This is a genomic window from Burkholderia metallica (assembly GCF_902832845.1).
GTDB classification, from domain to species: domain Bacteria; phylum Pseudomonadota; class Gammaproteobacteria; order Burkholderiales; family Burkholderiaceae; genus Burkholderia; species Burkholderia metallica.
Window position 1 is genome coordinate 253,235 of sequence record NZ_CADFDB010000008.1, and the last position, 22,615, is coordinate 275,849.

21 protein-coding genes and 1 pseudogene are annotated in these 22,615 nt (G+C 69.7%); 14 read left to right on the forward strand and 8 right to left on the reverse strand.

What is annotated here, in order from left to right; genetic code table 11:
* Positions 1 to 61: 61 nt before the first annotated feature.
* Positions 62 to 1,168: an NAD/NADP-dependent octopine/nopaline dehydrogenase family protein gene (locus tag HWX08_RS22755; RefSeq protein WP_174922876.1), complete on the forward strand. Its 1,107-nt coding sequence runs from the start codon at positions 62 to 64 to the stop codon at positions 1,166 to 1,168.
* On the forward strand, positions 1,165 to 2,175 hold the full coding sequence (locus HWX08_RS22760; protein WP_174922875.1) for a 3-hydroxybutyryl-CoA dehydrogenase: 1,011 nt from the start codon (positions 1,165 to 1,167) through the stop codon (positions 2,173 to 2,175). The genes HWX08_RS22755 and HWX08_RS22760 overlap by 4 nt, the downstream gene beginning before the upstream one ends.
* 155 nt (positions 2,176 to 2,330) lie before the next feature.
* Here HWX08_RS22760 and HWX08_RS22765 read toward each other — a convergent pair whose 3' ends face one another.
* Positions 2,331 to 3,668: an MFS transporter gene (locus HWX08_RS22765; protein ID WP_174923062.1), complete on the reverse strand. Its 1,338-nt coding sequence runs from the start codon at positions 3,666 to 3,668 to the stop codon at positions 2,331 to 2,333.
* Positions 3,669 to 3,775: 107 nt separating this feature from the next.
* On the opposite strand from HWX08_RS22765, the gene HWX08_RS34780 reads away from it, so the two are divergent.
* The 4 genes and pseudogenes from HWX08_RS34780 (at position 3,776) to HWX08_RS22785 (ending at position 6,512) form a co-directional block, all read left to right on the forward strand.
* Positions 3,776 to 4,021, forward strand: a complete 246-nt coding sequence (locus tag HWX08_RS34780; protein ID WP_174923061.1) for a hypothetical protein — start codon at positions 3,776 to 3,778, stop codon at positions 4,019 to 4,021.
* 36 nt (positions 4,022 to 4,057) lie between these two features.
* A complete protein-coding gene (locus HWX08_RS22775; protein ID WP_244122759.1) occupies positions 4,058 to 4,456 on the forward strand; it encodes a BON domain-containing protein in 399 nt (132 codons plus the stop codon).
* A 46-nt stretch (positions 4,457 to 4,502) separates the two neighbouring features.
* Positions 4,503 to 5,842: pseudogene (locus tag HWX08_RS22780) on the forward strand (serine hydrolase domain-containing protein).
* Between the two features lie 286 nt (positions 5,843 to 6,128).
* Positions 6,129 to 6,512, forward strand: coding sequence for a hypothetical protein (locus HWX08_RS22785; RefSeq protein WP_107311452.1), 384 nt, complete (start codon positions 6,129 to 6,131; stop codon positions 6,510 to 6,512).
* An 83-nt stretch (positions 6,513 to 6,595) separates the two neighbouring features.
* On the opposite strand, the gene HWX08_RS22790 is transcribed toward HWX08_RS22785, so the two are convergent.
* Positions 6,596 to 7,453: a helix-turn-helix transcriptional regulator gene (locus HWX08_RS22790; RefSeq protein WP_174923064.1), complete on the reverse strand. Its 858-nt coding sequence runs from the start codon at positions 7,451 to 7,453 to the stop codon at positions 6,596 to 6,598.
* A gap of 95 nt (positions 7,454 to 7,548) precedes the next feature.
* Between HWX08_RS22790 and HWX08_RS22795 the strand changes: the two genes are divergently transcribed.
* Positions 7,549 to 8,442, forward strand: coding sequence for an SDR family oxidoreductase (locus HWX08_RS22795; protein ID WP_174923066.1), 894 nt, complete (start codon positions 7,549 to 7,551; stop codon positions 8,440 to 8,442).
* A gap of 203 nt (positions 8,443 to 8,645) precedes the next feature.
* On the opposite strand, the gene HWX08_RS22800 is transcribed toward HWX08_RS22795, so the two are convergent.
* Positions 8,646 to 10,025, reverse strand: coding sequence for an FAD-containing oxidoreductase (locus HWX08_RS22800; protein WP_174923067.1), 1,380 nt, complete (start codon positions 10,023 to 10,025; stop codon positions 8,646 to 8,648).
* 231 nt (positions 10,026 to 10,256) lie between these two features.
* Positions 10,257 to 10,721, reverse strand: coding sequence for a GNAT family N-acetyltransferase (locus HWX08_RS22805; RefSeq protein WP_174923069.1), 465 nt, complete (start codon positions 10,719 to 10,721; stop codon positions 10,257 to 10,259).
* 151 nt (positions 10,722 to 10,872) lie between these two features.
* Here HWX08_RS22805 and HWX08_RS22810 point away from each other — a divergent pair, with 151 nt between their 5' ends.
* From HWX08_RS22810 to HWX08_RS22830, 5 genes are all read left to right on the forward strand, one after another.
* The gene (locus tag HWX08_RS22810) at positions 10,873 to 11,511 is read left to right on the forward strand and encodes a LysE family translocator (protein ID WP_069261083.1); all 639 of its coding nucleotides are present in this window, start codon (positions 10,873 to 10,875) and stop codon (positions 11,509 to 11,511) included.
* Between the two features lie 353 nt (positions 11,512 to 11,864).
* A complete protein-coding gene (locus HWX08_RS22815) occupies positions 11,865 to 12,608 on the forward strand; it encodes a DUF3348 domain-containing protein (RefSeq protein ID WP_174923071.1) in 744 nt (247 codons plus the stop codon).
* A 10-nt stretch (positions 12,609 to 12,618) separates the two neighbouring features.
* Positions 12,619 to 15,666: a DUF802 domain-containing protein gene (locus HWX08_RS22820; protein WP_174923073.1), complete on the forward strand. Its 3,048-nt coding sequence runs from the start codon at positions 12,619 to 12,621 to the stop codon at positions 15,664 to 15,666.
* A gap of 3 nt (positions 15,667 to 15,669) precedes the next feature.
* Positions 15,670 to 16,314: an OmpA family protein gene (locus HWX08_RS22825; RefSeq protein WP_069259267.1), complete on the forward strand. Its 645-nt coding sequence runs from the start codon at positions 15,670 to 15,672 to the stop codon at positions 16,312 to 16,314.
* Complete coding sequence (locus HWX08_RS22830; protein ID WP_069259268.1) at positions 16,311 to 16,928, forward strand: DUF2894 domain-containing protein; 618 nt, start codon at positions 16,311 to 16,313, stop codon at positions 16,926 to 16,928. The genes HWX08_RS22825 and HWX08_RS22830 overlap by 4 nt, the downstream gene beginning before the upstream one ends.
* A 33-nt stretch (positions 16,929 to 16,961) precedes the next feature.
* Here the strand turns inward: HWX08_RS22830 and HWX08_RS22835 are convergent, their stop codons facing one another.
* Complete coding sequence (locus HWX08_RS22835) at positions 16,962 to 17,465, reverse strand: DM13 domain-containing protein (protein WP_069259269.1); 504 nt, start codon at positions 17,463 to 17,465, stop codon at positions 16,962 to 16,964.
* A gap of 237 nt (positions 17,466 to 17,702) precedes the next feature.
* Here HWX08_RS22835 and HWX08_RS22840 point away from each other — a divergent pair, with 237 nt between their 5' ends.
* Entirely contained in the window at positions 17,703 to 18,008 is a 306-nt protein-coding gene (locus tag HWX08_RS22840; RefSeq protein WP_174923075.1) for a DUF4148 domain-containing protein, read from the forward strand.
* Positions 18,009 to 18,087: 79 nt separating this feature from the next.
* Here the strand turns inward: HWX08_RS22840 and HWX08_RS22845 are convergent, their stop codons facing one another.
* Together HWX08_RS22845 and HWX08_RS22850 are read right to left on the reverse strand one after the other, a co-directional pair.
* Positions 18,088 to 18,660, reverse strand: coding sequence for an NADPH-dependent FMN reductase (locus tag HWX08_RS22845; protein ID WP_174923076.1), 573 nt, complete (start codon positions 18,658 to 18,660; stop codon positions 18,088 to 18,090).
* A gap of 54 nt (positions 18,661 to 18,714) precedes the next feature.
* On the reverse strand, positions 18,715 to 19,311 hold the full coding sequence (locus HWX08_RS22850) for a histone acetyltransferase (protein WP_174923078.1): 597 nt from the start codon (positions 19,309 to 19,311) through the stop codon (positions 18,715 to 18,717).
* A 688-nt stretch (positions 19,312 to 19,999) separates the two neighbouring features.
* Between HWX08_RS22850 and cml the strand changes: the two genes are divergently transcribed.
* Positions 20,000 to 21,205, forward strand: coding sequence for a CmlA/FloR family chloramphenicol efflux MFS transporter (gene cml, locus HWX08_RS22855; RefSeq protein WP_174923080.1), 1,206 nt, complete (start codon positions 20,000 to 20,002; stop codon positions 21,203 to 21,205).
* A gap of 64 nt (positions 21,206 to 21,269) precedes the next feature.
* On the opposite strand, the gene HWX08_RS22860 is transcribed toward cml, so the two are convergent.
* Positions 21,270 to 22,553: an isoprenylcysteine carboxylmethyltransferase family protein gene (locus tag HWX08_RS22860; protein ID WP_174923081.1), complete on the reverse strand. Its 1,284-nt coding sequence runs from the start codon at positions 22,551 to 22,553 to the stop codon at positions 21,270 to 21,272.
* Positions 22,554 to 22,615 lie beyond the last annotated feature (62 nt).

A 22,615-nucleotide genomic window follows, 5' to 3' on the forward strand; every position in this document is an offset into this window, starting at 1 on the left:
GAAGCGACGCCGGCGACGCGGCCGCGTAGTCTCGGAAGCACTCAATCACCGGGAGAAGACGATGAAGGCATGTGTTCTGGGCGGCGGCCACGGCTGCCATGCGGCGGCGATCGACCTGCTCGAAAAGGGCCACGACGTGACGTGGTGGCGGCGCGATCGCGCGCCCCACGCGCGGCTGCGCGAGCTCGGCGTGCTGAACGTGACCGACTATCGCGGCACGCGGACCGTGCCGCTCGGCGACGCGCGCGGCGCGATCCGCCTGACCGACGATCTCGCGGCCGCGCTGCGCGGTGCGCAGCTCGTCGTGGTGCCGCTGCCGGCCACGTCGCACGACGCGCTCGCCGCGCAGGTCGCGCCGCTGCTGGAAGACGGCCAGGTCGTGTTCCTGCCGCCCGGCACGTTCGGCAGCGTCGTGTTCGCCCGCGCGGCGGCCGACGCGGGCAACCGTGCGCGCGTCGCGTTCGCCGAAACGGGCACGCTGCCGTACCTCGTGCGCAAGCACGGCGACAACGACGTCGTGATCAGCGCGTACGCGACGCGTCTGCCGACCGGCGTGTTTCCGGCGCAGGCGGCCGGCTGGGCGTTCGACGTGCTGCGCGCGGGCTATCCGTCGGTCGAGCCGGTCGAGGATGCGCTGTCCGGCGCGCTGATGAACGCGGGCCCCGTGATTCACCCGCCGCTGATCCTGATGAACGCCGGACCGCTCGAACACTTCGACGCGTGGGACATTCACAACGAAGGCACGCAGCCGTCGATCCGGCGCGTGACGAACGCGCTCGACGCCGAACGCATCGCCGTGCGCGAAGCGCTCGGCTATCGCGCGCCGCATTTCCCGCTCGCCGATCACTATGCGACCGACGGCGACGAGTGGATGTACGGGCGCGGCGCGCACGGCAAGCTGACCGATAGCGGCGACTGGCGCGAGAAGATCGATCTGCGTACGCATCGCTACATGCTCGAGGACACCCGGCTCGGGCTGTCGTTCATCGTGTCGTGCGGGCGCCGCGCCGGCGTGCCGACACCGGTTGCGCAAGGGCTGCTCAGCATCGCGAGCGCGGTCGCGGTGCGCGACCTGTATGCGGAAGGCCGCACGCTGGAACGGCTCGGCCTCGCGGCGCTGTCGACGGACGCGATGCGCACGCTGCTCGACGCGGGGTACGCGGCATGAGGGCGGGCGCCGACGTGACGCGCGTGCACGTGCTCGGCGCGGGACGCATGGGGCAGGGGATCGCGCTCGTGTTCGCCTTTGCCGGGATCGACGTGACGTTGATCGACTTCAAGCGGCGCGACGCGGCCGCGCAAAGCGCGTTCGACGCGCGCACGCGCGACGAGATCGCCCGGCCGTTGCACGCGCAGGTCGCGTTCGGCCGCATCGACGCCGCACAGGTCGACGCGGTCGTCGCGCGTATCGCGATCGTCGCGCGGGACGGCGCGGCCGACGCGGTGCGCGATGCGCGCATCGTGTTCGAGGCGCTCCCCGAAGTGCTCGATGCGAAGGCTGACGCGCTTCGCTGGCTCGGCGGGCATGTCGATGCGCATGCAACGATCGCGTCGACCACGTCGACGTTCGTCGTCACCGCGTTGCAGCGCCATGTCGCGCACCCGGAACGGATGCTGAATGCGCACTGGCTGAATCCGGCGCTGCTGATGCCGCTCGTCGAGATCAGCCGCAGCGACGCGACGAATCAGGCCGTCGTCGACGCACTGGCCGCGCTGCTCGAACGCGTCGGCAAGAAGCCGGTGATCTGCGGGCCGGCGCCCGGCTATATCGTGCCGCGCATCCAGGCACTCGCGATGAACGAGGCCGCGCGGATGGTCGAGGAAGGCGTGGCGAGCGCGGCGGACATCGACACGGCGATCCGCACCGGCTTCGGCCCGCGCTTCGCGGTGCTCGGGCTGCTGGAGTTCATCGACTGGGGCGGCTGCGACATCCTGTACTACGCGTCGCAGTACCTGGCCGGCGAGATCGGCCCGCGCTTCGCGCCGGCCGCGAGCGTCGTGCGCAACATGGAAGCCGGGCGCGACGGCGTGCGTACCGGCGCGGGCTTCCACGACTACGCGAACGTGGACGTGCCCGCGTACATGCGGCAGCGGCTCGGCGAATTCGCGCGGCTGCTCGAACACCTGGGACTCGCGCCGGTGTTCGACGGCGCGCGGCGTGGCGGCGACGCGTAGCCCGGACGTCGCGGCCGCGAGCGCGCCCGGTGCCGCAGCGGCGCGTGCGCGGCGCAGCGAACCGGCGCGTCGCCTACCGGCCGGAAACGGCAACCGCATCGCCATCGCCATCGGCGCGGCGGCGCCCGGCCCCAGCCCCGGAACCGTCCGCGCACTCACGCCGGATCGCCGCGGCTGCCGGCATCGGGCGCGACACGCGTCTCGCGCATCACGCACAGCGTCGCGACGGTCACGAGGCCGAGCGCGACGAGGAACAGCGACACCGGCCACGACGCGTGATAGCGCGCGAGCAGCGCGGTCGCGATCAGTGGCGACATCCCGCCCGCGAAGATCGACGCGACTTCATGCCCGAGCGCGACGCCCGAGTAGCGCACCTCGGTGCTGAACAGCTCGCCGACGAGCGCGGGCAGCGTGCCGATCATCGCGCCGTGGCTCACGGCCGTGCCGACCGTCAGCGCGAGCCAGACGAGCGGCGTCACGCGCGTATCGAGCAGCCAGAAGAACGGGAACGCGCACGCGACGAGGCTCAGTGCGCCGATCAGGTACACCGGCTTGCGGCCGATCCGGTCGGACAGCCGGCCCCACGCGAGCATCGCGCCCATCTCGACGATCATCGCGATCATCACGCCGGTCAGCATCACGCCGTTCGGAATGCCGACGTACTTGCCGTAGACGAGCGAGAACGCGAGAAAGATGTAGGCGCCGCCGTTCTCGGCCACGCGCAGCCCCATCGCGAGCAGGATTTCCTTCGGATGACGCCGGATGCACGCGACGATCGGCAGATGCGTGTGCGCGCCCTGCTTGCCGGCCTGCTCGAAGTCGCGGCTCTCGGGCAGATGGCGGCGGATGTAGATGCCGATCGCGAAGATGACGATGCTCGCGAGGAACGGCAGCCGCCAGCCCCAGGTGCGGAATGCGTCGTCCGGCAGCGCCTGCGCGGCGAGAAACGCGGCCGACGACAGTACGAAGCCGCCGCCCACGCCGAGCTGGCTCCACGCCGCGTAATAGCCGCGCTGCTCCGGCGGCGCGTTCTCGCTGATCATCAGCACGCCGCCGCCCCATTCGCCGCCGGACGCGACGCCTTGCAGCAGGCGCAGCGCGACGAGCGCCGCCGGCGCCCAAACGCCGACCTGCGCATAGGTCGGCAGCAGCCCGATCGCGAAGGTCGACGCGCCCATGATCAGCAGCGTCCACACGAGCGACGCCTTGCGCCCGTAGCGATCGCCGACATGGCCGAACACGATTCCGCCGAGCGGCCGCGCGACGAAGCCGAGCGCGAAGGCCGCGAACGCGGCGAGGCTGCCCGCGAGCGGCGACGCGCCGGGCGGAAAGAACACGTGGCCGAACACGAGCGCCGCGGCCGTGCCGTACACGAAGAAGTCGTACCACTCCATCGCGTTGCCGGCGACGGAGGCGATGACGATCCGGCGCAGTTGCCGGTCGGCGAGCGGCCGGACGGCGCTCGGGGATTGCACGGTGTCGGTCGGGTACATGGCGGACTCTGAAGGGGACGCGGGCGCGTGCCGTCTGTCTGTGTGCGGCACTGCGGGTTAGTGTTGTCGGCCCCGCCGGCCCCGGTCAAATCCGCAGAAAAAGGGGCGTGTCATCACTCCCGCAAATGATGGTCGGCGTGCGCTGCCGCGCTGTCCCGCAGCAGCGCGATCATCCGCTGCGCGAGCGGCGGCACGTACGCGCCCGCGCGATGCATCGCGCCGATGCGGCGGTCCAGTTTCAGTTCGCCGGCCCGCAGGTCATGCTCGACCCGGCGACGCTCGCGGCGCTGAACCTGCGGCGCGGCGCGAGCGCGACGACCGGCGTGTCGATCGGGCTGATGACGCAGTTCTGAGGTGTCTCTTTCAATTATTTTCAGGAGTGCGATTCGATGATGCGAACTTCATCCCGACTGGCTGCGGCGCTGCTGACGGCGACATGCTTGACCGTCGCCGCGCATGCGCAACCCGAAGCCGCGAGCGCGGCGGTGCCGGTCTCGGCGGATGCGGCCGTGCAGGCGTCGGCGCAGGCGCCTGCGTCGGCCGGCTTGTCGCCCGCACAACGCAAGGCGGCCGACCGCAAGCTGCAGCGCCGCGTCAGCACGGCGCTCGCGCGCACGAAGAACCTGAATGCCACTCGCATCCTCGTCCGGGTGCGCGACGGCAGCGTGACGCTCGGCGGTTCCGTCACCGATACGAACCAGGCGAATCTCGCGGCGGCGGTGGCGCGGCGCGTCGACGGGGGCGCGTCGGTGTCGAACCTGCTGCGCATCGACGGCCAGCAGCCGTGAGTGGCCGCGCGCGGTCGTTTTTCCTTTCACTACGAGACATAATCCGATGCGACTTCGTCGACGCTTCACCGCTGTCCGGCGCACCGGCCGGCTGGCCGGCACGTTCACGCCAGCCGGCGGCCTCGCGCTTGCCGCGACCGCGCACGCCGCACCTCCTGCAATCGACGGCGCCACGCCGGGCATGATGCAGGGTTTTCCGCCGCCGGCCGACCAGATCGTCGACAAGGCGAACGCGTTCACGCCGGCGCGCCTGCGCTGGGCGTTGTGCAACACGCGGCTGCTCGCGCCGACGGCCGGCATCCGGCACGCGGCCGCGCCGATGCCGCTGCCGGAGCGGCCGGCGCCCGGCCTCGACGCGTTGCCCGTGACGATCGGCGGTGAGACGCTGACACTCGATGCCTACCTGCGCGCGACGCGCACCGACGGCTTCCTCGTCGTGCAGCGCGGCCGGATCGTCTACGAGCGCTACTTCGACGGGTTCCGGCCCGACCAGCCGCACGCATGGGCGTCGATGACGAAATCGGTGACGGGGCTGGTCGCCGCACAGATGATCGAAGCGGGCGTGCTCGACGCGGGCGCGCCGCTCTCGCGCACGGTACCGGAACTCGCCGACACGCCGTTCGGCAGCGCCACGCTGCAGCAGAACCTGGACATGGAAGTGCCCACCGCGTACGCGCCGGGCATTCCGCCCGATCTCGGCCTGTTCGGTGCGGTCGGGTTGCTGCCGCACCGCGAAGGCGCACCGGCCAGCATCGCCGATTTCCTGCTGACCGTGCGACGCGTGCCGGACGTCGCGCCCGGCAGCGTGTGGTTCTACCAGAGCGGGTCGCCGGAAGCCGTCGCATGGGCGATGCAGCGCGCGACGGGGCAGTCGTGGAGCGCGCTGGTCGAGAGCTGGCTATGGCGCGATTTCGCGGAAGACGACGCCTACGGCGTCGTCGACCGCAACGCGATGGCGATGGCGAGCGGGGCCTGTACACGACGCTGCGCGACGCCGCGCGCTTTGCCGAGCGCGTGCGCACCGGGCTCGCCGGTGCACGCGGCGCGCTGCCCGCCGCGGCGATACGCGCGGCGCTGCAGCCCGCGCACAACGCGGCGCTGTTCGCGAAGGGCAACGTGGTCGCCGGCAAGGACGGCTATGCGTATCGCGACTACTGGTACCAGGTGAACGACGGTCAGGGCGCGTTCGCGGCGGCGGGGCGGTTCGGCCAGTCGATCCTCGTCGAGCCGAAGAGCGCGCTGACGATCGTCAAGTTCTCGTCGTCGCCCGACTTCGCGCCGCGCGCGCTCGATGCGCAGGGCGCGGCGGCACGGCCGCGTGCGGCGCTCGAGCGTGGCGATGCATTGAGTGCGGTGGCGCGAGCGGTGGCGCACCAACTGCGGTAACGCGGTTACAACCGTGGCCGCGAAGGGGCCGCCGCGGGATTACCGCTCGATCTGCCGGTTCCGGCGCGTATCCATTGCGCGCAGCGCGCGTTGATCGCCATCCAGTCGAGAAAGCGGGCATGGGCGTGGCATGCGGTGCGGAACGGTCGATCGCGTATGCATCGAGTATGCATCGAGCGGCGCGGCGATCCGGGGCGGCCGGCCGGGAATCCGGTCGATGCCGATGCCGGTGGTTGCGCGCCGACGGACATGCTAGGATTTCCGTCAAACAACTTCGGAGACTGCCATGCCGTTCATCTGCGAAAACGTTGAATGCCGTGCCGTGCTGGCACGCGGGCAGGTCAGGCCTCATCGCGAGGATGCCGGCTGGTGCTTCTACTGCCCGGACTGCAAGGCCCGGAACGAGTTGATGAACATCGGCGTGGCCGACGGCGCCGTCGAGCTGATCCAGCCGGAGCGCGCGAGCCCGCCGCACAAGGTCGTCGCGACGGCGCGGCCGCTGGACGACGGCCGATACGCCGCGCAGTTGAGCGTGCAGCGGGCGCTTGCGGTGAAGGGCACGTATGCGGCCGAGGAGCACTGGGATCAGCTCGGTGTGTTCGGCGACGCGCAGGAAGCAGTCGAGCATGCGAAGTCGTTCGCCACCGACCTGTTGCAGCGAGCGGCGTAACCGACATTTTCCGGTCGCCGTATCTCGCGTAGCGGGCGGCGATACGGCGCTACGGCGCCTTCGTCAGACGAAATCGCGCGCCGTCATGCAACGGGCATCTGCCCGGCCAGCGCCTGCGCGCGTGCGGCCACCAGCGACCGCACGCGTGCGCGGTCGGCCGCCGTTTCCGGCGTGAAGATCACGAGCGTCTGGTCGGGCCGGCCGTTCACCGCGAACGCCGAATATTCGAGCGCGATTCGCCCGACTGCCGGATGGTGGATCTCCTTGGTTCCTTCTTCGTGCGACCGGATATCGTGGTCGCGCCACAGCGCGTCGAACTCCGCGCTCGCCGCGCGCATTTCGTCGACGAACGCCTGCACGGCCCGTGTCGCGCCGCCGCGCGCGACGTCGGCGCGAAACGCACCCACCGCGAACCGCGCGACGCGTTCCCAGTTCGTCTGCGCGCCGCGCACGCGCGGATCGACGAAGATGAGCCGCAGGATGTTGCGCCGTTCCGGCGCGAGCGTCGCGTAGTCGGTCAGCGTCGCGGCCGCCGCGTCGTTCCACGCGACGACGTCCCACGTCGCCGAGCGCACGATCGCGGGGCTCGCGTCGAGCGAATCGAGCACGTGCTGCACGCGCGGCGACACCTGGCCGCTCGCGAGATAGCGCACTTCCGGCAGGTGGCCGAGGCCGATCAGGAACAGATGCTCGCGCTCGGCGTCGTTCAGCAGCAACGCGCGGGCGAGCCGGTCGAGCACGTCGGCCGACGGCGCGCCGCCGCGCCCCTGTTCGAGCCACGTGTACCACGCGGCGCTCACGTGCGCGCGCTGCGCGACTTCCTCGCGCCGCAGGCCGGGCGTGCGGCGGCGGGTGGCCGGCAGGCCGAGCGCGGCCGGGTCGAGTTTTTCGCGGCGGTCACGCAGGTACGCACCGAGCAGGTTGTCGCGGGTGTCAGCCATATCCTGTTAGTTCGTTTACCGGTAAACCGTCACGACTTCACCGTGCGCGGCCATCGACGGATAGTAAGCCTCCATGCCATCCGGAGGGTTTGAACATGCGTGTCTTTGTGACTGGAGCGTCGGGATTCGTCGGCTCCGCCGTCGTCGCCGAACTGATTGCCGCCGGGCACTCGGTGCTCGGTCTCGCGCGGTCCGACGCGGCTGCCGCGTCGGTGGCGGCCGCGGGTGCCGACGTCCATCTCGGGTCGCTGGAGGACCCAGACAGCCTCGCGCGCGGCGCCGAAGCCGCCGATGCGGTGATTCATACGGGATTCAATCACGACTTCTTGCGCTTCGCGCAGAACTGCGAACTCGACCGTCGCGCGATCGAGACGATCGGCGCGGTGCTCGCGGGCTCGGCGCGGCCGCTGGTCGTCACGTCGGGCCTCGCGCTCGTCGCGCCCGGGCGCGCGGCGACGGAAGACGATCCGCACGTGCCGGTGTCGTCGTCGTACCCGCGTGCGTCCGAAGCGACGGCGGTCGCGCTGGAAGCCCGCGGCGTGCATGCGTCGGTCGTGCGCCTGCCGCCGTCCGTGCATGGCGACGGCGATCACGGCTTCGTGCCGCGCCTGATCGCGTTCGCGCGGGAGAAAGGGGCGTCGGCCTATATCGGCGACGGCGACAACCGCTGGCCGGCCGTGCACCGGCTCGACGCGGCGCGCGTGTACCGGCTCGCGATCGAGCGCGGCGTGGCCGGTGCGCGCTATCACGCGGTCGACGATACGGGCGTGCGGTTCCGCGAGATTGCGGAGGTCATCGGCCGCCGGCTGAACGTGCCGGTCGTCGCGAAAACGACGGCGGAAGCCGGCGAGCATTTCGGCTGGTTCGCGATGTTCGCGGGGATGGATGCGCCCGCAACGAGCGAGCGCACGCGTGCATCGCTCGACTGGGCGCCGACGCAGCCCGGGCTGCTGGCCGATATCGACCGGCCGCGGTATTTCGAAGCCTGAGCGCGCGGGCGCGGCGATCGGTCGGGTTCGACCGGCACACCGCGCCCGCGGCGTTCAGGCCGCGACGACGATCTTCGCGGCCTGCGCACCAGCTTCCCCGTATCGATGCGCTTCCATGATGTTGTGGAATGCGATCGAACGTGCTCGCGATCGGCGGCTTCGGCGCGCCCGTCGCGGGCGCGTGGACGATCAAGCGCCGCGCGTCATTCGACCGGATGCAGATCCTGCAGCAGCGTCGGCACGAGCTCCGACACGGTCGGGTGGATGTGCATCGCGCGGCTGATCGTCGTGTACGGCGCGCCGGCAGCCATCACGTCGAGCATCCCGTGCACGACTTCGTCGCCGGTCACGCCGAGGATCGACGCGCCGAGGATCGCGTGGCTGTCCGCATCGACGATCACTTTCATGAACCCCTGGCTTTCGCCTTTCTCGACCGCCCGTCCGACGCGCGTCATCGGGCGCGTGCCGACGAGCAGCCGGCGGCCCGTCTGCTTCGCTTCCGCGAGCGTCATGCCGACGCGGCCGAGCGGCGGGTCGATGTACATCGCGTAGGCCGTGATGCGGTCGGACACCTTGCGCGGATCGTCGTCGAGCAGGTTCGCCGCGACGATCTCGTAGTCGTTGTACGCGGTGTGCGTGAACGCGCCGCGCCCGTTGCAGTCGCCGAGTGCCCAGATGCCGGGCACGTTCGTGCGCAATTGCTCGTCGACGGTGATGTAGCCGCGTGCGTCGGTGGCGACGCCGGCCCGGTCGAGCCCGAGATCGTCGGTGTTCGGCACGCGCCCGACCGCGAGCAGCAGGTGCGAGCCCGCGACCTCGCGGCCGCCGCCCGCGCAGTCGAGGCCGACCGCCACGCCGTTGCCGTCGCGCCGCGCGCTCAGGCAGTTCGCGTCGAGTTGCACGTCGATTCCTTCGTTCTCGAGAATCTCGCGCACGGCTTGCGAGACGTCTTCGTCCTCGCGGCGGATGAGGCGCGGCCCCTTCTCGATGATCGTGACCTGCGATCCGAAGCGGCGATACATCTGACCGAATTCGAGCCCGATATAGCTGCCGCCGACGATAACGAGATGGTCGGGCAGGAAGTCGACGTCCATCATCGTCGAGTTGGTCAGGTACGGCACCGTGTCGAGGCCCGGCATGTCCGGCACCTGCGCGCGCCCGCCGACGTTGATGAAGATGCGCGCCGCTTCGAGCACGTCGTCGCCCACCCGCACCGTATCGGCGCGCTCGAATCGGGCGTGACCCTGAAACACGGTCGTGTTCGCGAGGCCGCGCACCCATTGCTCGACGCCGTGGTTCGAGCGGCCGGAGATCTGGTCCTTGCGCGCCTTCACGGCTTTCATGTCGACGGTGACCGGGCCGCCGACCGACACGCCGTATTCGCCGGCGCGCCGGGCGAGCTGCGCGGCGTACGCGCTCGCGATCAGCGTCTTGGTCGGAATGCAGCCGGTGTTCACGCAGGTGCCGCCGAAGCGCCCGCGCTCGACGATCGCGACTTTCAGGCCGGCGGCGGATAGCCGCGCGGCGAGCGGCGGTCCGGCCTGCCCGGTGCCGATGACGATCGCGTCGAAGTGTTGCGTCATGACGTACTCCTTCCTGTGCGGTTCACCTGCGGAGCGACGCGCACGCAAGCTGTCTGCCGCGCGACGGCAAGCGCCTATGGTAGACCCGCGGGCCGGTTGCCGCGAGGCGCGCGTCGACACACGGAATGCCGACGGACTAGGTATTTCCACTTGGTTGGCGCGATGGACAGGCGGAAAGCACGCATGACGGAGTGTCCTGTCGAAAGGAGGAACGGGGTGTCGACGGCGGGACTACAAATCGCGCCCGAGAAACTCGGTGCCCGGCACAGGGTTGAACGCGACGGGCGGCGCGGGCGTGAAGCCGAGCGACGCATACAGTTGCCGGGCGGCCACGAACTCGGGCAGTACGTCGAGACACATGCGCGCATAGCCGGCTGCCTTCGCGTCGCGCAGCAGCCGTTCGACCAATTCGCGGCCGACGTTCAGCCCGCGCGCGTCGGGACGCACATAGACGCGCTTCATCTCGCAGGTCGTCGCGTCGATCTCGCGAAACGCCGCGCAGCCCACCGCGCGCTCGCCGCGCCACGCGAGCAGCAGCAACCCGCGCGGCGCCGCGTACTTGCCGGGCAGCGCGGCGATCTCGGGCTCGTAGTCCTGGAATGCGAGGCTGACGGTCGGGCTCGCGATGTACTCGCGGAAGATTGCCTCGACGACGCGGGCATCGTCGGGATAGCGGGCGGCGCGGATCTCGATCATGGCGGGTGGCGCGAATCGCGGGAAACAGGGCCAGCATAGCAGCGCAATGCCGCTTTCGGTCATGTACGAAGCGTGCCAGAATCGGCGCTTCGACCATCGGAAACGACACGCAGGCGCCGGCGATTCGGCGTCGCTCATCAAGGAGACTTCGATGACTGCATCGGCCGCCGTACTCGCCATCCTGGCGGCGCTGTTTCTCGGCGCGATGATCCCGGGCCCGAGCTTCGTGCTGGTTGCCCGCAATTCGATCGGGCTGTCGCGTCGCGACGGGCTGGCCACCGCGCTCGGCATGGGCATCGGCGGCATCGTATTCGGCGGCGTCGCGCTGGCCGGGCTCTATACGCTGCTGCAGGCCGTCGAATGGCTGTACGTGGGCCTCAAGGTGGCGGGCGGTGCGTATCTGATCTACATGGCGTCGAAGATCTGGCGCGGCGCCGACCGGCCGATCGCGATGGACGATCCGCAGGCGATGGCGGGCGGCAGCGCCCGCAAGTCGTTCCTGACGGGCCTCACGACGCAGCTCAGCAACCCGAAGACGGCGATCTGGTACGGCAGCATCTTCGCGGCGCTGCTCCCGCAGCATCCGCCGGTGTGGTGCTATCTGGCGCTGCCGCCGCTCGTGTTCGGCGTGGAGTTCGGCTGGTACACGATCGTCGCGCTGTGCTTTTCCACGCGCCGGCCGCGGGAGCTTTATCTGCGCGCGAAGAAGTGGGTTGACCGCGTCGCCGCCGGCGCGATCACGCTGCTCGGGCTGCGGCTGATCCTGAACGCGCCGAAAGCGGGGATCTGAGCGCTTTCGTTTTCGGGCGGGATCGCACGGCGGCTGGCCGGTTTCGTGGGCGGTCGCCGGAGCGAATGGTTCGAACGGCGAGAGCGGCTTGAACCGTCCCGCTAACGCGTGTCCGGGATAAGAAAGCGCCGTTCATTCCGCCCGACTCACCCGTCGACCCAACCGGCACCCCGATCCGACGGCTGGCCGAGCCGCCGCCGGCGATGTTCCCAAGCCCCGCCGCCGCCCGCCGAGCCTTGCCGGGCGGGCGTTCGCGTCCGTCGCGCGCCGCGCCGGACGGCGCCGCTCCCCCGATTCCGGCGGTCGGCTCCCCGACGACGTGTAAACTGCTGCCTTTTTTGACGGTTTGCAGCATGGTGCAAGCACCTCCGCGCCCGGCGCTGAGCGGCCCGGCGCTCGTCCGGCTCCTCGCGCGCGTGGCCGATGCCGACGTCGCGGAATCCCGGCAGACGCTGTCCGACCGGCTGAGCCAGTGGCTCGGCTGGACCGACGCGATCACGCTGTCGTCCGCGCTGAACGCGAGCGCGCCCGGCGTCGCGGCCGGCGTGCGCGGCTACGACGCGGAGCGCGACTGCGCGCGCGTGCGCCACGAGCTCGCGCAGGCGATCACGGCCGCCAACCGGCCGCGCGCGCGGCGCCGGCCCGGCGATCCGCCGCCGCCGGCCGCCGACACTGCCGATTTCGCCGACTTCCGCCAGCGTTACCTGGCGTTGCAGCAGGACATGGAAACGGCGATCGGCCAGTTGCGCGGCCGCCTGCGGGTCGCGGTCGCCGCACGCTCGTCCGGGATGGCGCGGCTCGCGACGCTCGACGCGATCATGGAGCGCGTGCTCGGCGCGCGCGAGCGCAGCCTGCTGTCGGCCGTGCCCGCGCTGCTCGCCACGCGTTTCGGGCGGCTGCGCGACGCGGAGCGGCAGGCGCTGGCCGATGCGGAAGCCGCCGCAGCGGCAGTCGAGCCGGCCGAGGCCGCCGCGGCGCTCGTGCCCGGCGCATGGCTCGAGACGTTTCGCGACGAGATGCAAAGCATCCTGCTGGCCGAACTCGAAGTCCGGTTTCAAACGGTGGACGGGCTGCTCGCGGCCCTTCGCACCAGCTAATCAACACGCTATGTCCAGAATTCGCCTTGATCTCGTTGTCTTCGTCGCCGGTCTGCTCGCTGTGGGCTGGATCGGCGCCGGCTATGCCGCGTCGAACCCGCTGGCGGCGGCCGTCACGCTGCTGATCGCCGCGTGCTACGTCGCAGGCGCATGGGAACTGCTGCGCTACCGGCAGGCCACCGCCACGCTGTCGCGCGCGGTCGCCGGCCTGACCGAGCCGCCCGCGAAGCTCGACACGTGGCTCGACACGCTGCACCCGGGCCTGCGCGGCGCGGTGCGTGCGCGGGTCGAAGGCGCGCGCGTCGCGCTGCCGGGCCCGGCGCTCACGCCGTACCTCGTCGGCCTGCTCGTGCTGCTCGGCATGCTCGGCACGCTGCTCGGGATGGTCGTCACGCTGAAGGGCACGGGCGCCGCGCTCGAAAGCGCGACCGACCTCGACGCGATCCGCGCATCGCTGATCGCGCCGGTGAAGGGCCTCGGGTTCGCGTTCGGCACGTCGATTGCCGGCGTCGCGACGTCCGCGATGCTCGGGCTGCTGTCCGCGCTCGTGCGCCGCGAGCGGATCGACGCGGCGCAGCAGCTCGACGCGAAGATCGCGACGACGTTGCGCGTGCATTCGTCCGCGCACCAGCGCGACGAATCGTTCCGGCTGCTGCAGCGCCAGGCCGACGTGATGCCGGCGCTGGTCGACCGGCTGCAGACGATGATGACGACGCTCGAGGCGCGCAGCGTCGCGCTGCACGATCGCCAGCTCGAAAGCCAGCAGGCGTTTTTCGACCGGACCGAGCGCGCGTATGCGGGCCTCGCGTCGAACGTCGGCGACGCGCTGAAGGAAAGCGCCGCCGAAAGCGCGCGCGTGGCCGGCGCCGCGCTGCAACCGGTCGTCGCCGCGACGATGACGGGGCTCGCGCAGGAAATGGCCGCGCTGCGCGACACCGTGACGGGCGCCGTGCAACGTCAGCTCGACGGGCTGACGGACGGTTTCGAAAAGACCACCGGCAACGTGACGGCCGTCTGGAACCGTGCGCTCGACGAACAGCGCCGCGCGGGCGACGCGGTCGCGCAACAGCTGCAGACGACGCTCGGCCAGTTCACCGATACGTTCGCGCAGCGTTCGACGGATCTGCTCGACGGCGTCGCGACGCGCCTCGAATCGACTGAAAACTGCCTGTCGGACGCGTGGCGCGATGCGCTGTCGCGTCAGGAGCAGGTCGGCGAGGCGCTCGCCGGCCAGCATGCGCGTGCGCTGGGCGAAGCCGCCGCGACGTTCGAACGCCATTCGGGTGCGACGCTCGCCGCGATGCGCGAGTCGCACACGAGCCTGCAGACGCAACTGGCCGCGCGCGACGAAGCACGCCTCGCCGCGTGGAACGACTCGCTGGCCGCGATGGCTGCAAAGCTCGGCGACGAATGGCAGCGCGCGGGCGCGCACAGTGCGGGCCGTCAGCAGGAAATCTGCGACGCACTCGCACAAACGACGCGTGAGCTTTCGGTACAGGCCGCGACATTCGAACAACGCTCCAACGACCTGCTGTCGACGATTCGCGATTCGCATACGGGCCTGCAAACGCAGCTTGCCGCACGCGATGAAGAACGCCTGTCTGCATGGAACGCATCACTGGCCGCGATGGCCGCGAAGCTCGGCGACGAATGGCAGCGCGCGGGCGCACACAGCGTGGGCCGTCAGCAGGAAATCTGCGACGCACTCGCGCAAACGACGCGCGACCTGAGCGCACAGGCCGCGACGTTCGAGCAACGCTCGAATGACCTGCTGTCGACGATCCGCGATTCGCATACGGGCCTGCAAACGCAGCTTGCCGCACGGGATGAAGAACGCCTGTCGAAATGGAACGACTCGCTGGCCGCGATGGCCGCGAAGCTCGGTGACGAATGGCAGCGCGCGGGCGTGCACAGCGCGGGCCGTCAGCAGGAAATCTGCGACGCGCTCGCGCAAACGACGCGTGACCTGAGCGCACAGGCGGCGACGTTCGAACAACGCTCGAACGACTTGCTGTCGACGATCCGCGATTCGCATACGGGTCTGCAAACGCAGCTTGCCGCACGCGATGAAGAACGCCTGTCGAAATGGAACGACTCGCTGGCCGCGATGGCCGCGAAGCTCGGCGACGAATGGCAGCGCGCGGGCGCACACAGCGTGGGCCGCCAGCAGGAAATCTGCGATGCGCTCGCACAAACGACGCGTGACCTGAGCGCACAGGCCGCGACGTTCGAACAACGCTCGAACGACTTGCTGTCGACGATCCGCGATTCGCACGCGAGCTTGCAGACGCAACTGGCCGCGCGCGACGAAGCACGCCTCGCCGCATGGAACGACTCGCTCGCCGCGATGGCCGCCGCGCTGCGCGACGAATGGGCGCAAGCGAGCGCGCAGGCCGCGACGCGTCAGCAGGACATCTGCGACACGCTGGCCCGCACCGCGAACGACATCACCGCGCAGGCGAAAGTGCATGCGGGCGACACGATCAACGAGATCGCGCGTCTCGTGCAGGCTGCCTCGGAGGCGCCGAAGGCCGCGGCCGACGTCGTCGCCGAGCTGCGTCAGCGCCTGTCCGACAGCCTCGCGCACGACACCGCGATGCTCGAGGAGCGCAGCCGTCTGCTCGCGACGCTCGAAACGCTGCTCGGCGCGGTCAATCACGCGTCGACCGAACAGCGCACCGCGATCGATGCGCTCGTCAGCACGTCGGCCGACCTGCTCGATCGCGTCGGCGCGCGCTTCAACGACACCGTCGATGCCGAAACGCGCAAGCTCGACTCGGTGGCCGCGCAGGTCACGGCCGGTGCCGTCGAAGTGGCGAGCCTCGGCGATGCGTTCGGCGCCGCCGTGCAGGTGTTCGGCGAATCGAACGACAAGCTGCTGACCCATCTGCAACGCATCGAGGCCGCGCTCGAGAAGTCGCTCGCGCGTAGCGACGAGCAGCTCGAGTATTACGTCGCGCAGGCGCGCGAGGTGATCGACCTGAGCATGATGTCGCAGAAGCAGATCGTCGAAGACCTGCAGCAGCTCGCCGGCCGGCGGGCGTCCGTCGGAGCGTAACGCATGCACGACGAAATCGACGGCGGCGCGTCATCCGCGCCGGTGTGGCCCGCCTTCGCCGACCTGATGTCGGTGCTGCTCGGCGCGTTCGTGCTGATCCTCGTCGGCGTGATCGGCATGCAGCTTCAGCTCACATCGAAGCTCGAGGAAGCCGTGCGGGCGCGCCAGCAGGAAGCGCAGCAGCGCAAATCGCTGGAGCAGGCGCTCGCCGGGCCGCTCGCGGCCGGCCGCGTGACGCTCGTGAACGGGCGCATCGGTATCAGCGGCAGCGTGCTGTTCGCGCTGAACTCCGACCAGTTGCAGCCCGCGGGCCGCGATCTGCTGCAGACGCTGGCCGCGCCGCTGGGCACCTACCTGAAGACGCGCGACGAGCTCCTGATGATCAGCGGCTTCGCCGACGACCAGCAGGTGCATGCCGGCAACCGCCGATTCGCGGACAACTGGGAGCTGTCGGCCAAGCGCGCGCTGACGGTCACGCGTGCGTTGATCGACGCCGGCGTGCCGGCGTCGTCGGTGTTCGCGGCGGCGTTCGGCTCCGAACAGCCGGTCAGCTCGAACGCGGACGATGAAGGCCGCGCGAAGAACCGTCGCGTGGAAATCGCGCCGGTGCCGCGCAAGTCGGCGTCGAACGGAGGGAAGGCGAAGTGACGCTCGACGCGACGCACGTGCGCGCGACGCTCGACGCGTGGCGCGAGCAGGGCGCCGACCGGCTCGATCCGGTGCGTTTTCACCGGATCGACGCGCTCGAACGGCGCGCGGCCGTGCTCGATGGCAGCGCGCGCGAATTGCTCGACGCACGGCTGGCGACGCTGATCGAAGGCTTCGCGGAGGTCGTGGCGCGGGCCGATGAAGCGAAGGTGGCGCGCGACACTGCGGACGCCGCGGCAGGTGCGCCCGTGCGCGGCGCGATCGCGGACCTCGTCGAACGGCTTGCGCGCGATGCGCAGGCCGACCGGCGCGGGCTCGATCCCGAGCTGGTCGACTACTTCCGCACGATGTGGTCGAAAGTCCGCACGGAACAGCAGTACCGCCAGTCGCTCGACCAGGTGCCGCGCAATGCGGGGCCGCTCAATTCGAACAGTCTCGTGCACCGGTCGCTCGCGACGATGCGCGAGCTGTCGCCGGAATACCTGCAGCAGTTCCTGTCGTACGTCGATGCGCTCGCGTGGCTCGAGGATCTCGCCGGCGGCGGCGCGCAGCCCGAGAAGGAAGTGCCGCGCGCGAAGACGGTGAAGAAGGGCACGCGGACCAAGAGCCGGTAGTGCGCGACCACGCGCCGCTGCGGCGGCAGCCGGTTACATCGACACCGAGCCCGACTTCGCGGCGCTTCGATACCGGGCCGCGCTGATGAACTTCGAAAAGCGCTCGCACCAGATCACGACCGACGTGTACTGCGCGGGGTTCACGTCGGCGGGAAGCGGCACGACGAAGTTGCCGAACGTCTTCAGGTCGGCCACGCGCGCGGCACGCGCCTTGATCGCGAGGAACGACGCCTTGGTGTCGACGAATTCCGGAACGAGGTAGATCTTGTAGTCGGGCCCCGGTGCTACGTCGCCTTCGAAGGCGATCGACGAATCGGTGATGGTCAGCTTGCCGTCGGCCCAGTGCAGCAGGTCGCTGCCCGGCAGGCCGCGTTCGAAGCGACCGGTATGGCGTGTGTTTTCGGCGGCCACTTGCAGTTCGACGGCGCTTGCGCCCTCCGATGCCGTCAGGATCGGAAGCACGTAGATGCCCGCGGCGAATGCAACGAGACCCGTCGCGAGATGCGACGCGATCGGTATCCAGATTCTGGTTTTCATGTCGGACCCCATGAGCGGAAACAGAGGGTGGCGCAGCGCCACGACCCTGTAGTCGCGCGGGCCGCCAGAATCTGACACCCGGCCGGCATTTATTTGCGCAGCCCGTCTCCACGGCGCGGGGCCCGGCAGCCGCATGGCGACACAATGCCGAAAATTTTCGCCGGCGCGTGTCATCTTTGCGCTCGCGGCTCGACTCACTCTCTGTCGACAACGTCGTCGATGCCAAGGAGAGTTCACATGAACAAGCTTGCTCTGTATGTTCTCGCGACGGTTGCCGCGACCGCTTCCGTTTCCGCATGGGCCGCGCCGCAGTCCACCGTGACGCGCGCGGAAGTCACGGCCGAACTGGCCGCATTGCACACGGCCGGCTACCGTCAGACCGGCGAAGACCCGCACTATCCGGCGAAACTGGCGGAAGCGCTGACGAAGATCGGCTCGACGGGTACGTCGGTTGCCGATACGAGCGGATACGGGACGATGTCGCCGACCGCGAGCGAATCGGGCTCGATTGCCGCCGACCGGCCGATCTATCGCGGACGATGATCTGCACAGGACATTGCGCCTGTCGACAGGCGCAATGTCCGATTCGTCTGGACTGCGATGCGTTTGCGAATGCGCAACGTCAGCCCGGCGGCGCGCCTTCGGCAATTGCCGCGCCGAGCGCGTGCAACGCATCGGCCAGCGCCGACGCGAACGGCGGATGCGCGGCGATGCCCGCCGCATCGAGCTGGCTGCCGAGGATCGGCAGCGCGATCGACGCGCGCTCGACGATGTGCGCGGACATCACCGACAGTGTTTCCCGCAGCGCCGCGTCCGCATGCGTCGCGCGCGGCGACGCATTCAGTACGGCGACCGGTTTGTACACGACGGCTTCGCATCCCACGACCCAGTCCAGCGCGTTCTTCATGACGCCCGTCACGCCGTGCGCGTATTCCGGGCTCGCGATCAGCACGCCGTCGGCCGCGTTCAGGCGCTCGATCAAATCGCGCACGGCGGGCGGCGACGGATATTCGGCATCGGGATTGAACAGCGGGAATTCGCCGAGACGATCGAAGCGCACGATGCGCATGTCGGGCGGCGCGACGAGCGCGGCCGCGTCGAGCAGCGCCGCGTTGTACGACTGCGCGCGCAGGCTGCCGCACAGTGCGACGATGTCGAAGCGGGGGGCTGAGTGGGGACGGGGTTCGGTAGCCATCAATGAGCGTGTCGATTTGCGTGTCGCGCAGCAGCGTCGCGCGGATCGCACGGATTATCGCACCGGCGTTCGGTCGACGCCGGCCATCCCCATCCCCGTCACGCGCGCGAATTCTTCTATCTCCCACCCGTGACCGAGCATCAGCCGCCGCGTATGCAGCGCGCCGTGCACGTCGTCGGCGACGGTTTCGCCGAGATAACGCAGCGCGCGCCCTTCGATATCGACGAAGCCGTGACGGTAATCCTGCGCGAGCGCGGTCCATAGTTGCGCGGCGCCGACCGACTGGCGCGCGCCGCTGATCAGGCACAGGCCCGCGTCGAGCCCCCAGCGATACAGCGTGGTCGCAAGGCCCTTGCGTTGCGCCGACCCGCGTAGCCGCGTATGCGGTGCGCGCAGGTAGCGATCCGCGCGGCGCGGAATTTCGGGCAGGCGGTTGAATACCGTGTAGCCGGCGAGCTGGCGCGCGGCCGGATCTTCGACATACAGGAAGTATTCGCCGTCCGCCTCGCGGTGGCGGACGATCAGGTCCGAGCGGCCGAGCGCGACCGCAGGCAGGCCGTGCAGGCGATGGCCCGGCTGATGCAGGCGCGCGTAGAGGGTGTCGAGTTCATCGTCGATGTCGTGCTGGGAATGGTGTACGTCGATGCGCATGGCAAAGGCCGCCCGTCCCGGGCGGTCCGAGAAAGTGGTTCATCGCAACAGGGAAAAGGAATGGGTGCGGCCCCCGGGCCCCGCGAAGCGGGCCGGGGCCGCGAATCAGCTGGGGATGTGCTGGAAACCGGCGGCGATCGCGGCGAGGCCCGCGATGCAGAGTGCGAACAGGATCAGGACTTTGTGGATCACGTCTCTCTCCTCATGAATGCGCGGCGCCGGCGGGCGGCATCGCGGAGACGGTGAGCGGCGGGCACGGCCCGCGCGGCCGTCGTGCGTGACGACGGTCGGGTGTCGGCGCGACGGATCGTGTGCGGACGGCCAGCACCCTACGCGAGGTGCCGCAGCGCGGCAATCGGACCGGCGGAGAAAAGCGACGAAAAGCGGAGAAAGCGGCTGTTTCGCGACGATTGGTCGCATGTCGGCCGGTGGGTGCGTGACGATTCACCGCGAGGATCCGGAATCGTCCGCGTGACCGTTTCCGGCCGCAGCCCGCTTTCATGCGGGAAATCGCATACACTTCCCGGCAAACGAACTCCACAAGGATCTGACCATGGGAGCGGGCCCGTCCTCGGATCGCTGAGCCGCAACAACCTGCTTCACCCGGTTGTTGCGGCGATCTCCTCTCGTCGATGACTCAGCAGGCAGATTGCCGCCGGATTTCCCTTTTCCGAGCGGATGCTTCGTCATGCCTGATCAAACCCGAAACCACACCCCGCCCGTATGGGCTTGCTCGCTGCCGTCGGCCTTGCTGCTGATGGCCCCTTTCGATCTCCTCGCGTCGCTCGCGATGGACGTGTATCTGCCGGTGGTGCCGGAGATGCCGTCCGCGCTGCACACGTCGGCCGCCGTGGTGCAGCTGACGCTGAGCGTCTACATGATCGTCCTCGGCGTGGGCCAGCTGGTGTTCGGCCCGTTGTCGGACCGGATCGGGCGTCGACCCGTGCTCCTGGGCGGCGCGCTTTTGTTCTCGGCGGCTTCCCTCGCGCTCGCGACGGCGGGCAGCGGCGGCGTGTTCGTCGCGTTGCGGCTGCTGCAGGCGCTGGGTGCGTCCGCCGCGCTCGTCGCGACCTTTGCAACGGTGCGCGATGTGTATGCCGATCGTCCGGAAAGCAGCACGCTCTACAGCCAGTTCGGCGCGATCCTCGCGTTCGTCCCCGCGCTCGGGCCGATGCTCGGCGCGGGCATCGCGCACGGTTTCGGCTGGCGCGCGATTTTCGTGATGCTCGGCGGCGCCGGATGCGTGGCGTTCGGCCGCGCGTGGCCGCGTTGGCACGAAACGCGGCCGCGGGCCGCCGGCAAGCCGCGGCAACCCGTCGTCTCGATCCTGCGCAGCCCGTCCTTCCTCGTCTATTCGCTCGGGTTCGGCACGGCCATGGGCGCATTTTTCGTGTTCTTTTCGATTGCGCCGCGGGTGCTGGTCGGGCAGGCCGGCTATTCCCGCACCGCATTCAGCGCGGCGTTCGCCACCGTCGCGATCGTGATGATCGTTGCCGCGCGTTTGGCGCGATGGTGCGTGTCGAACTGGGGGATTCCGGGCTGTTTCGTGCGCGGCGCCGGCGTCATGATGGCCGGCGCGATCGTGCTGGCGGCATGCACGGCCCTGATGGCGCCGTCGTTCGCCGCGTTCGTGATGCCGATGTGGATCGTCGCGATCGGCATCGTGCTGATGTCGTCGGTGACGGCGAACGGTGCGCTTCGAGAGTTCGACGACACGGCGGGCACGGCCGTGTCGCTGTATTACTGCGTCCAGAGCCTGATCGTCGGCGGGGCCGGCACGTTCGTGACGCTGGTGCTGCCCGGCGATACGCCGTGGCCGCTGGCCGCGTTTTGCTTCGTCATGCCGGCGGCATGCGTCGTCGCGCTCGCCGTACTGACGCGCAAGCGCGGATGAACCGAGGGGCGCGTGGGGCGGGCAGGGCCGATGCGTGACCGGCCCCCCGGCCCGGAAGCGCCGATCACGCCGCCTGCTGCACGCCGAACGCCTGCCTGATCCGCGCGAACAATCCGTGCTGCGCGATCCACTCCGCATACGCGCGATAGTCAGGATCACGCATCAAATGGCGCTCTTCCGTCTTCGCCCGCGTGTAGTAGATCAGGTTGACCGCGACGAGCCCCGCGCAGTGCATCAGCCCGATCTGCCAGCCGTGCGGCTCCACGAACGGCACCGACACCATCCAGTACGACAGGTTCTTCGTGATGTACGCCGGATGCTTCGTGAAGCGGTACGGGCCCGACGTGATGATCCCGCGGTTCGTGAGGTTCGAGAACCGCAACCCGAACGAGATCGTGCACAGCGCGTAGGTCAGCAGCAGCAGGATGATCACCGTGCCCCAGATCACGCGCAGCGTCGGGGCCGACGCCAGCCAGTTGTCCCAGAACATCGAGCCTTCGTAGCGGATGTAGTTGTTCGAGAACAGCGACCAGAACGGCTGGTAGCACATCAGCGCGGCCACCCAGCCGAGCGTGGTCGGCTCGACGGTGCGCACGTGGCTGTCGAGGATGCGGAACGTGCACAGGTAGCCGACGGTGCCGAACATCAGGTCCATCGTGAACGACAGGTCGTACATGAACATGAAGGTCGCGATCGACGCCGGCGCATGCATCGCGTTCGCAAGCGACGCGGTCAGGTGATCGGCGTCTTTCGACAGGTAGACGGTCATCAGCGGCAGGAAGAACGCCTTCACGCCCCAGCCGGCCAGCATCTCGCGCACCGGCTTCCAGCTCGCGGGCTGCTCGCGGCGGAACAGGAAGCGGCCCCACAGCAGGTACGCGTCGTCGGTCTCGCGCTGGTGGCGGTCCATCCATGCGAAGTAGAACGGCGCGGCGACGATCACGTACGGCGCGAGCGAGCGCAGCAGCGACCAGAACGGCAGGTAGAACGCGCCGTGATATTCGGGCAGCAGCCAGTAGATCACGCCGATGCCCGCATAGATCGACGTCAATGCGCCGAGCCGCGTCGCGACGCGCGCGATGCCGAGCGGCCGGACCGCCTGCCGCGACAGGCCCGCGCTCGGGCGCAGGTAGACGCGCGAGATGAAGATTTCGTGCAGCGCGATCGTGCCGATGATCGCGAGGCTCGCGATGACCGCGCGCGAGGCTGCATCGAGGGTCGGCTGGCCGCGCGTGATCCACAGCGCGAAGAGCCCGGCGGCAATGCCGAGCAGGCCGGCGCGCAGGGGCGTGGCGGAACGGGGTGGGCGGTCCTGAACCGCTGCGATGCCGTCGAGCGTCGAATTCATGATCGGGTCCTCGTACGAGTGAGGGCCGGCGCCCCCGCTTGGCGGGTGACGCCGGCCGTCGG

What these genes read in the sequence shown, in the direction of transcription:
- HWX08_RS22755 (WP_174922876.1), top strand. Translation starts at nt 62, where the DNA reads ATGAAGGCATGTGTTCTGGGCGGCGGCCACGGCTGCCATGCGGCGGCG.
- HWX08_RS22760 (WP_174922875.1), top strand. Translation starts at nt 1,165, where the DNA reads ATGAGGGCGGGCGCCGACGTGACGCGCGTGCACGTGCTCGGCGCGGGA.
- HWX08_RS22765 (WP_174923062.1), bottom strand. Translation starts at nt 3,668, where the DNA reads ATGTACCCGACCGACACCGTGCAATCCCCGAGCGCCGTCCGGCCGCTC.
- HWX08_RS22775 (WP_244122759.1), top strand. Translation starts at nt 4,058, where the DNA reads ATGATGCGAACTTCATCCCGACTGGCTGCGGCGCTGCTGACGGCGACA.
- HWX08_RS22785 (WP_107311452.1), top strand. Translation starts at nt 6,129, where the DNA reads ATGCCGTTCATCTGCGAAAACGTTGAATGCCGTGCCGTGCTGGCACGC.
- HWX08_RS22790 (WP_174923064.1), bottom strand. Translation starts at nt 7,453, where the DNA reads ATGGCTGACACCCGCGACAACCTGCTCGGTGCGTACCTGCGTGACCGC.
- HWX08_RS22795 (WP_174923066.1), top strand. Translation starts at nt 7,549, where the DNA reads ATGCGTGTCTTTGTGACTGGAGCGTCGGGATTCGTCGGCTCCGCCGTC.
- HWX08_RS22800 (WP_174923067.1), bottom strand. Translation starts at nt 10,025, where the DNA reads ATGACGCAACACTTCGACGCGATCGTCATCGGCACCGGGCAGGCCGGA.
- HWX08_RS22805 (WP_174923069.1), bottom strand. Translation starts at nt 10,721, where the DNA reads ATGATCGAGATCCGCGCCGCCCGCTATCCCGACGATGCCCGCGTCGTC.
- HWX08_RS22810 (WP_069261083.1), top strand. Translation starts at nt 10,873, where the DNA reads ATGACTGCATCGGCCGCCGTACTCGCCATCCTGGCGGCGCTGTTTCTC.
- HWX08_RS22815 (WP_174923071.1), top strand. Translation starts at nt 11,865, where the DNA reads ATGGTGCAAGCACCTCCGCGCCCGGCGCTGAGCGGCCCGGCGCTCGTC.
- HWX08_RS22820 (WP_174923073.1), top strand. Translation starts at nt 12,619, where the DNA reads ATGTCCAGAATTCGCCTTGATCTCGTTGTCTTCGTCGCCGGTCTGCTC.
- HWX08_RS22825 (WP_069259267.1), top strand. Translation starts at nt 15,670, where the DNA reads ATGCACGACGAAATCGACGGCGGCGCGTCATCCGCGCCGGTGTGGCCC.
- HWX08_RS22835 (WP_069259269.1), bottom strand. Translation starts at nt 17,465, where the DNA reads ATGAAAACCAGAATCTGGATACCGATCGCGTCGCATCTCGCGACGGGT.
- HWX08_RS22840 (WP_174923075.1), top strand. Translation starts at nt 17,703, where the DNA reads ATGAACAAGCTTGCTCTGTATGTTCTCGCGACGGTTGCCGCGACCGCT.
- HWX08_RS22845 (WP_174923076.1), bottom strand. Translation starts at nt 18,660, where the DNA reads ATGGCTACCGAACCCCGTCCCCACTCAGCCCCCCGCTTCGACATCGTC.
- HWX08_RS22850 (WP_174923078.1), bottom strand. Translation starts at nt 19,311, where the DNA reads ATGCGCATCGACGTACACCATTCCCAGCACGACATCGACGATGAACTC.
- cml (WP_174923080.1), top strand. Translation starts at nt 20,000, where the DNA reads ATGCCTGATCAAACCCGAAACCACACCCCGCCCGTATGGGCTTGCTCG.
- HWX08_RS22860 (WP_174923081.1), bottom strand. Translation starts at nt 22,553, where the DNA reads ATGAATTCGACGCTCGACGGCATCGCAGCGGTTCAGGACCGCCCACCC.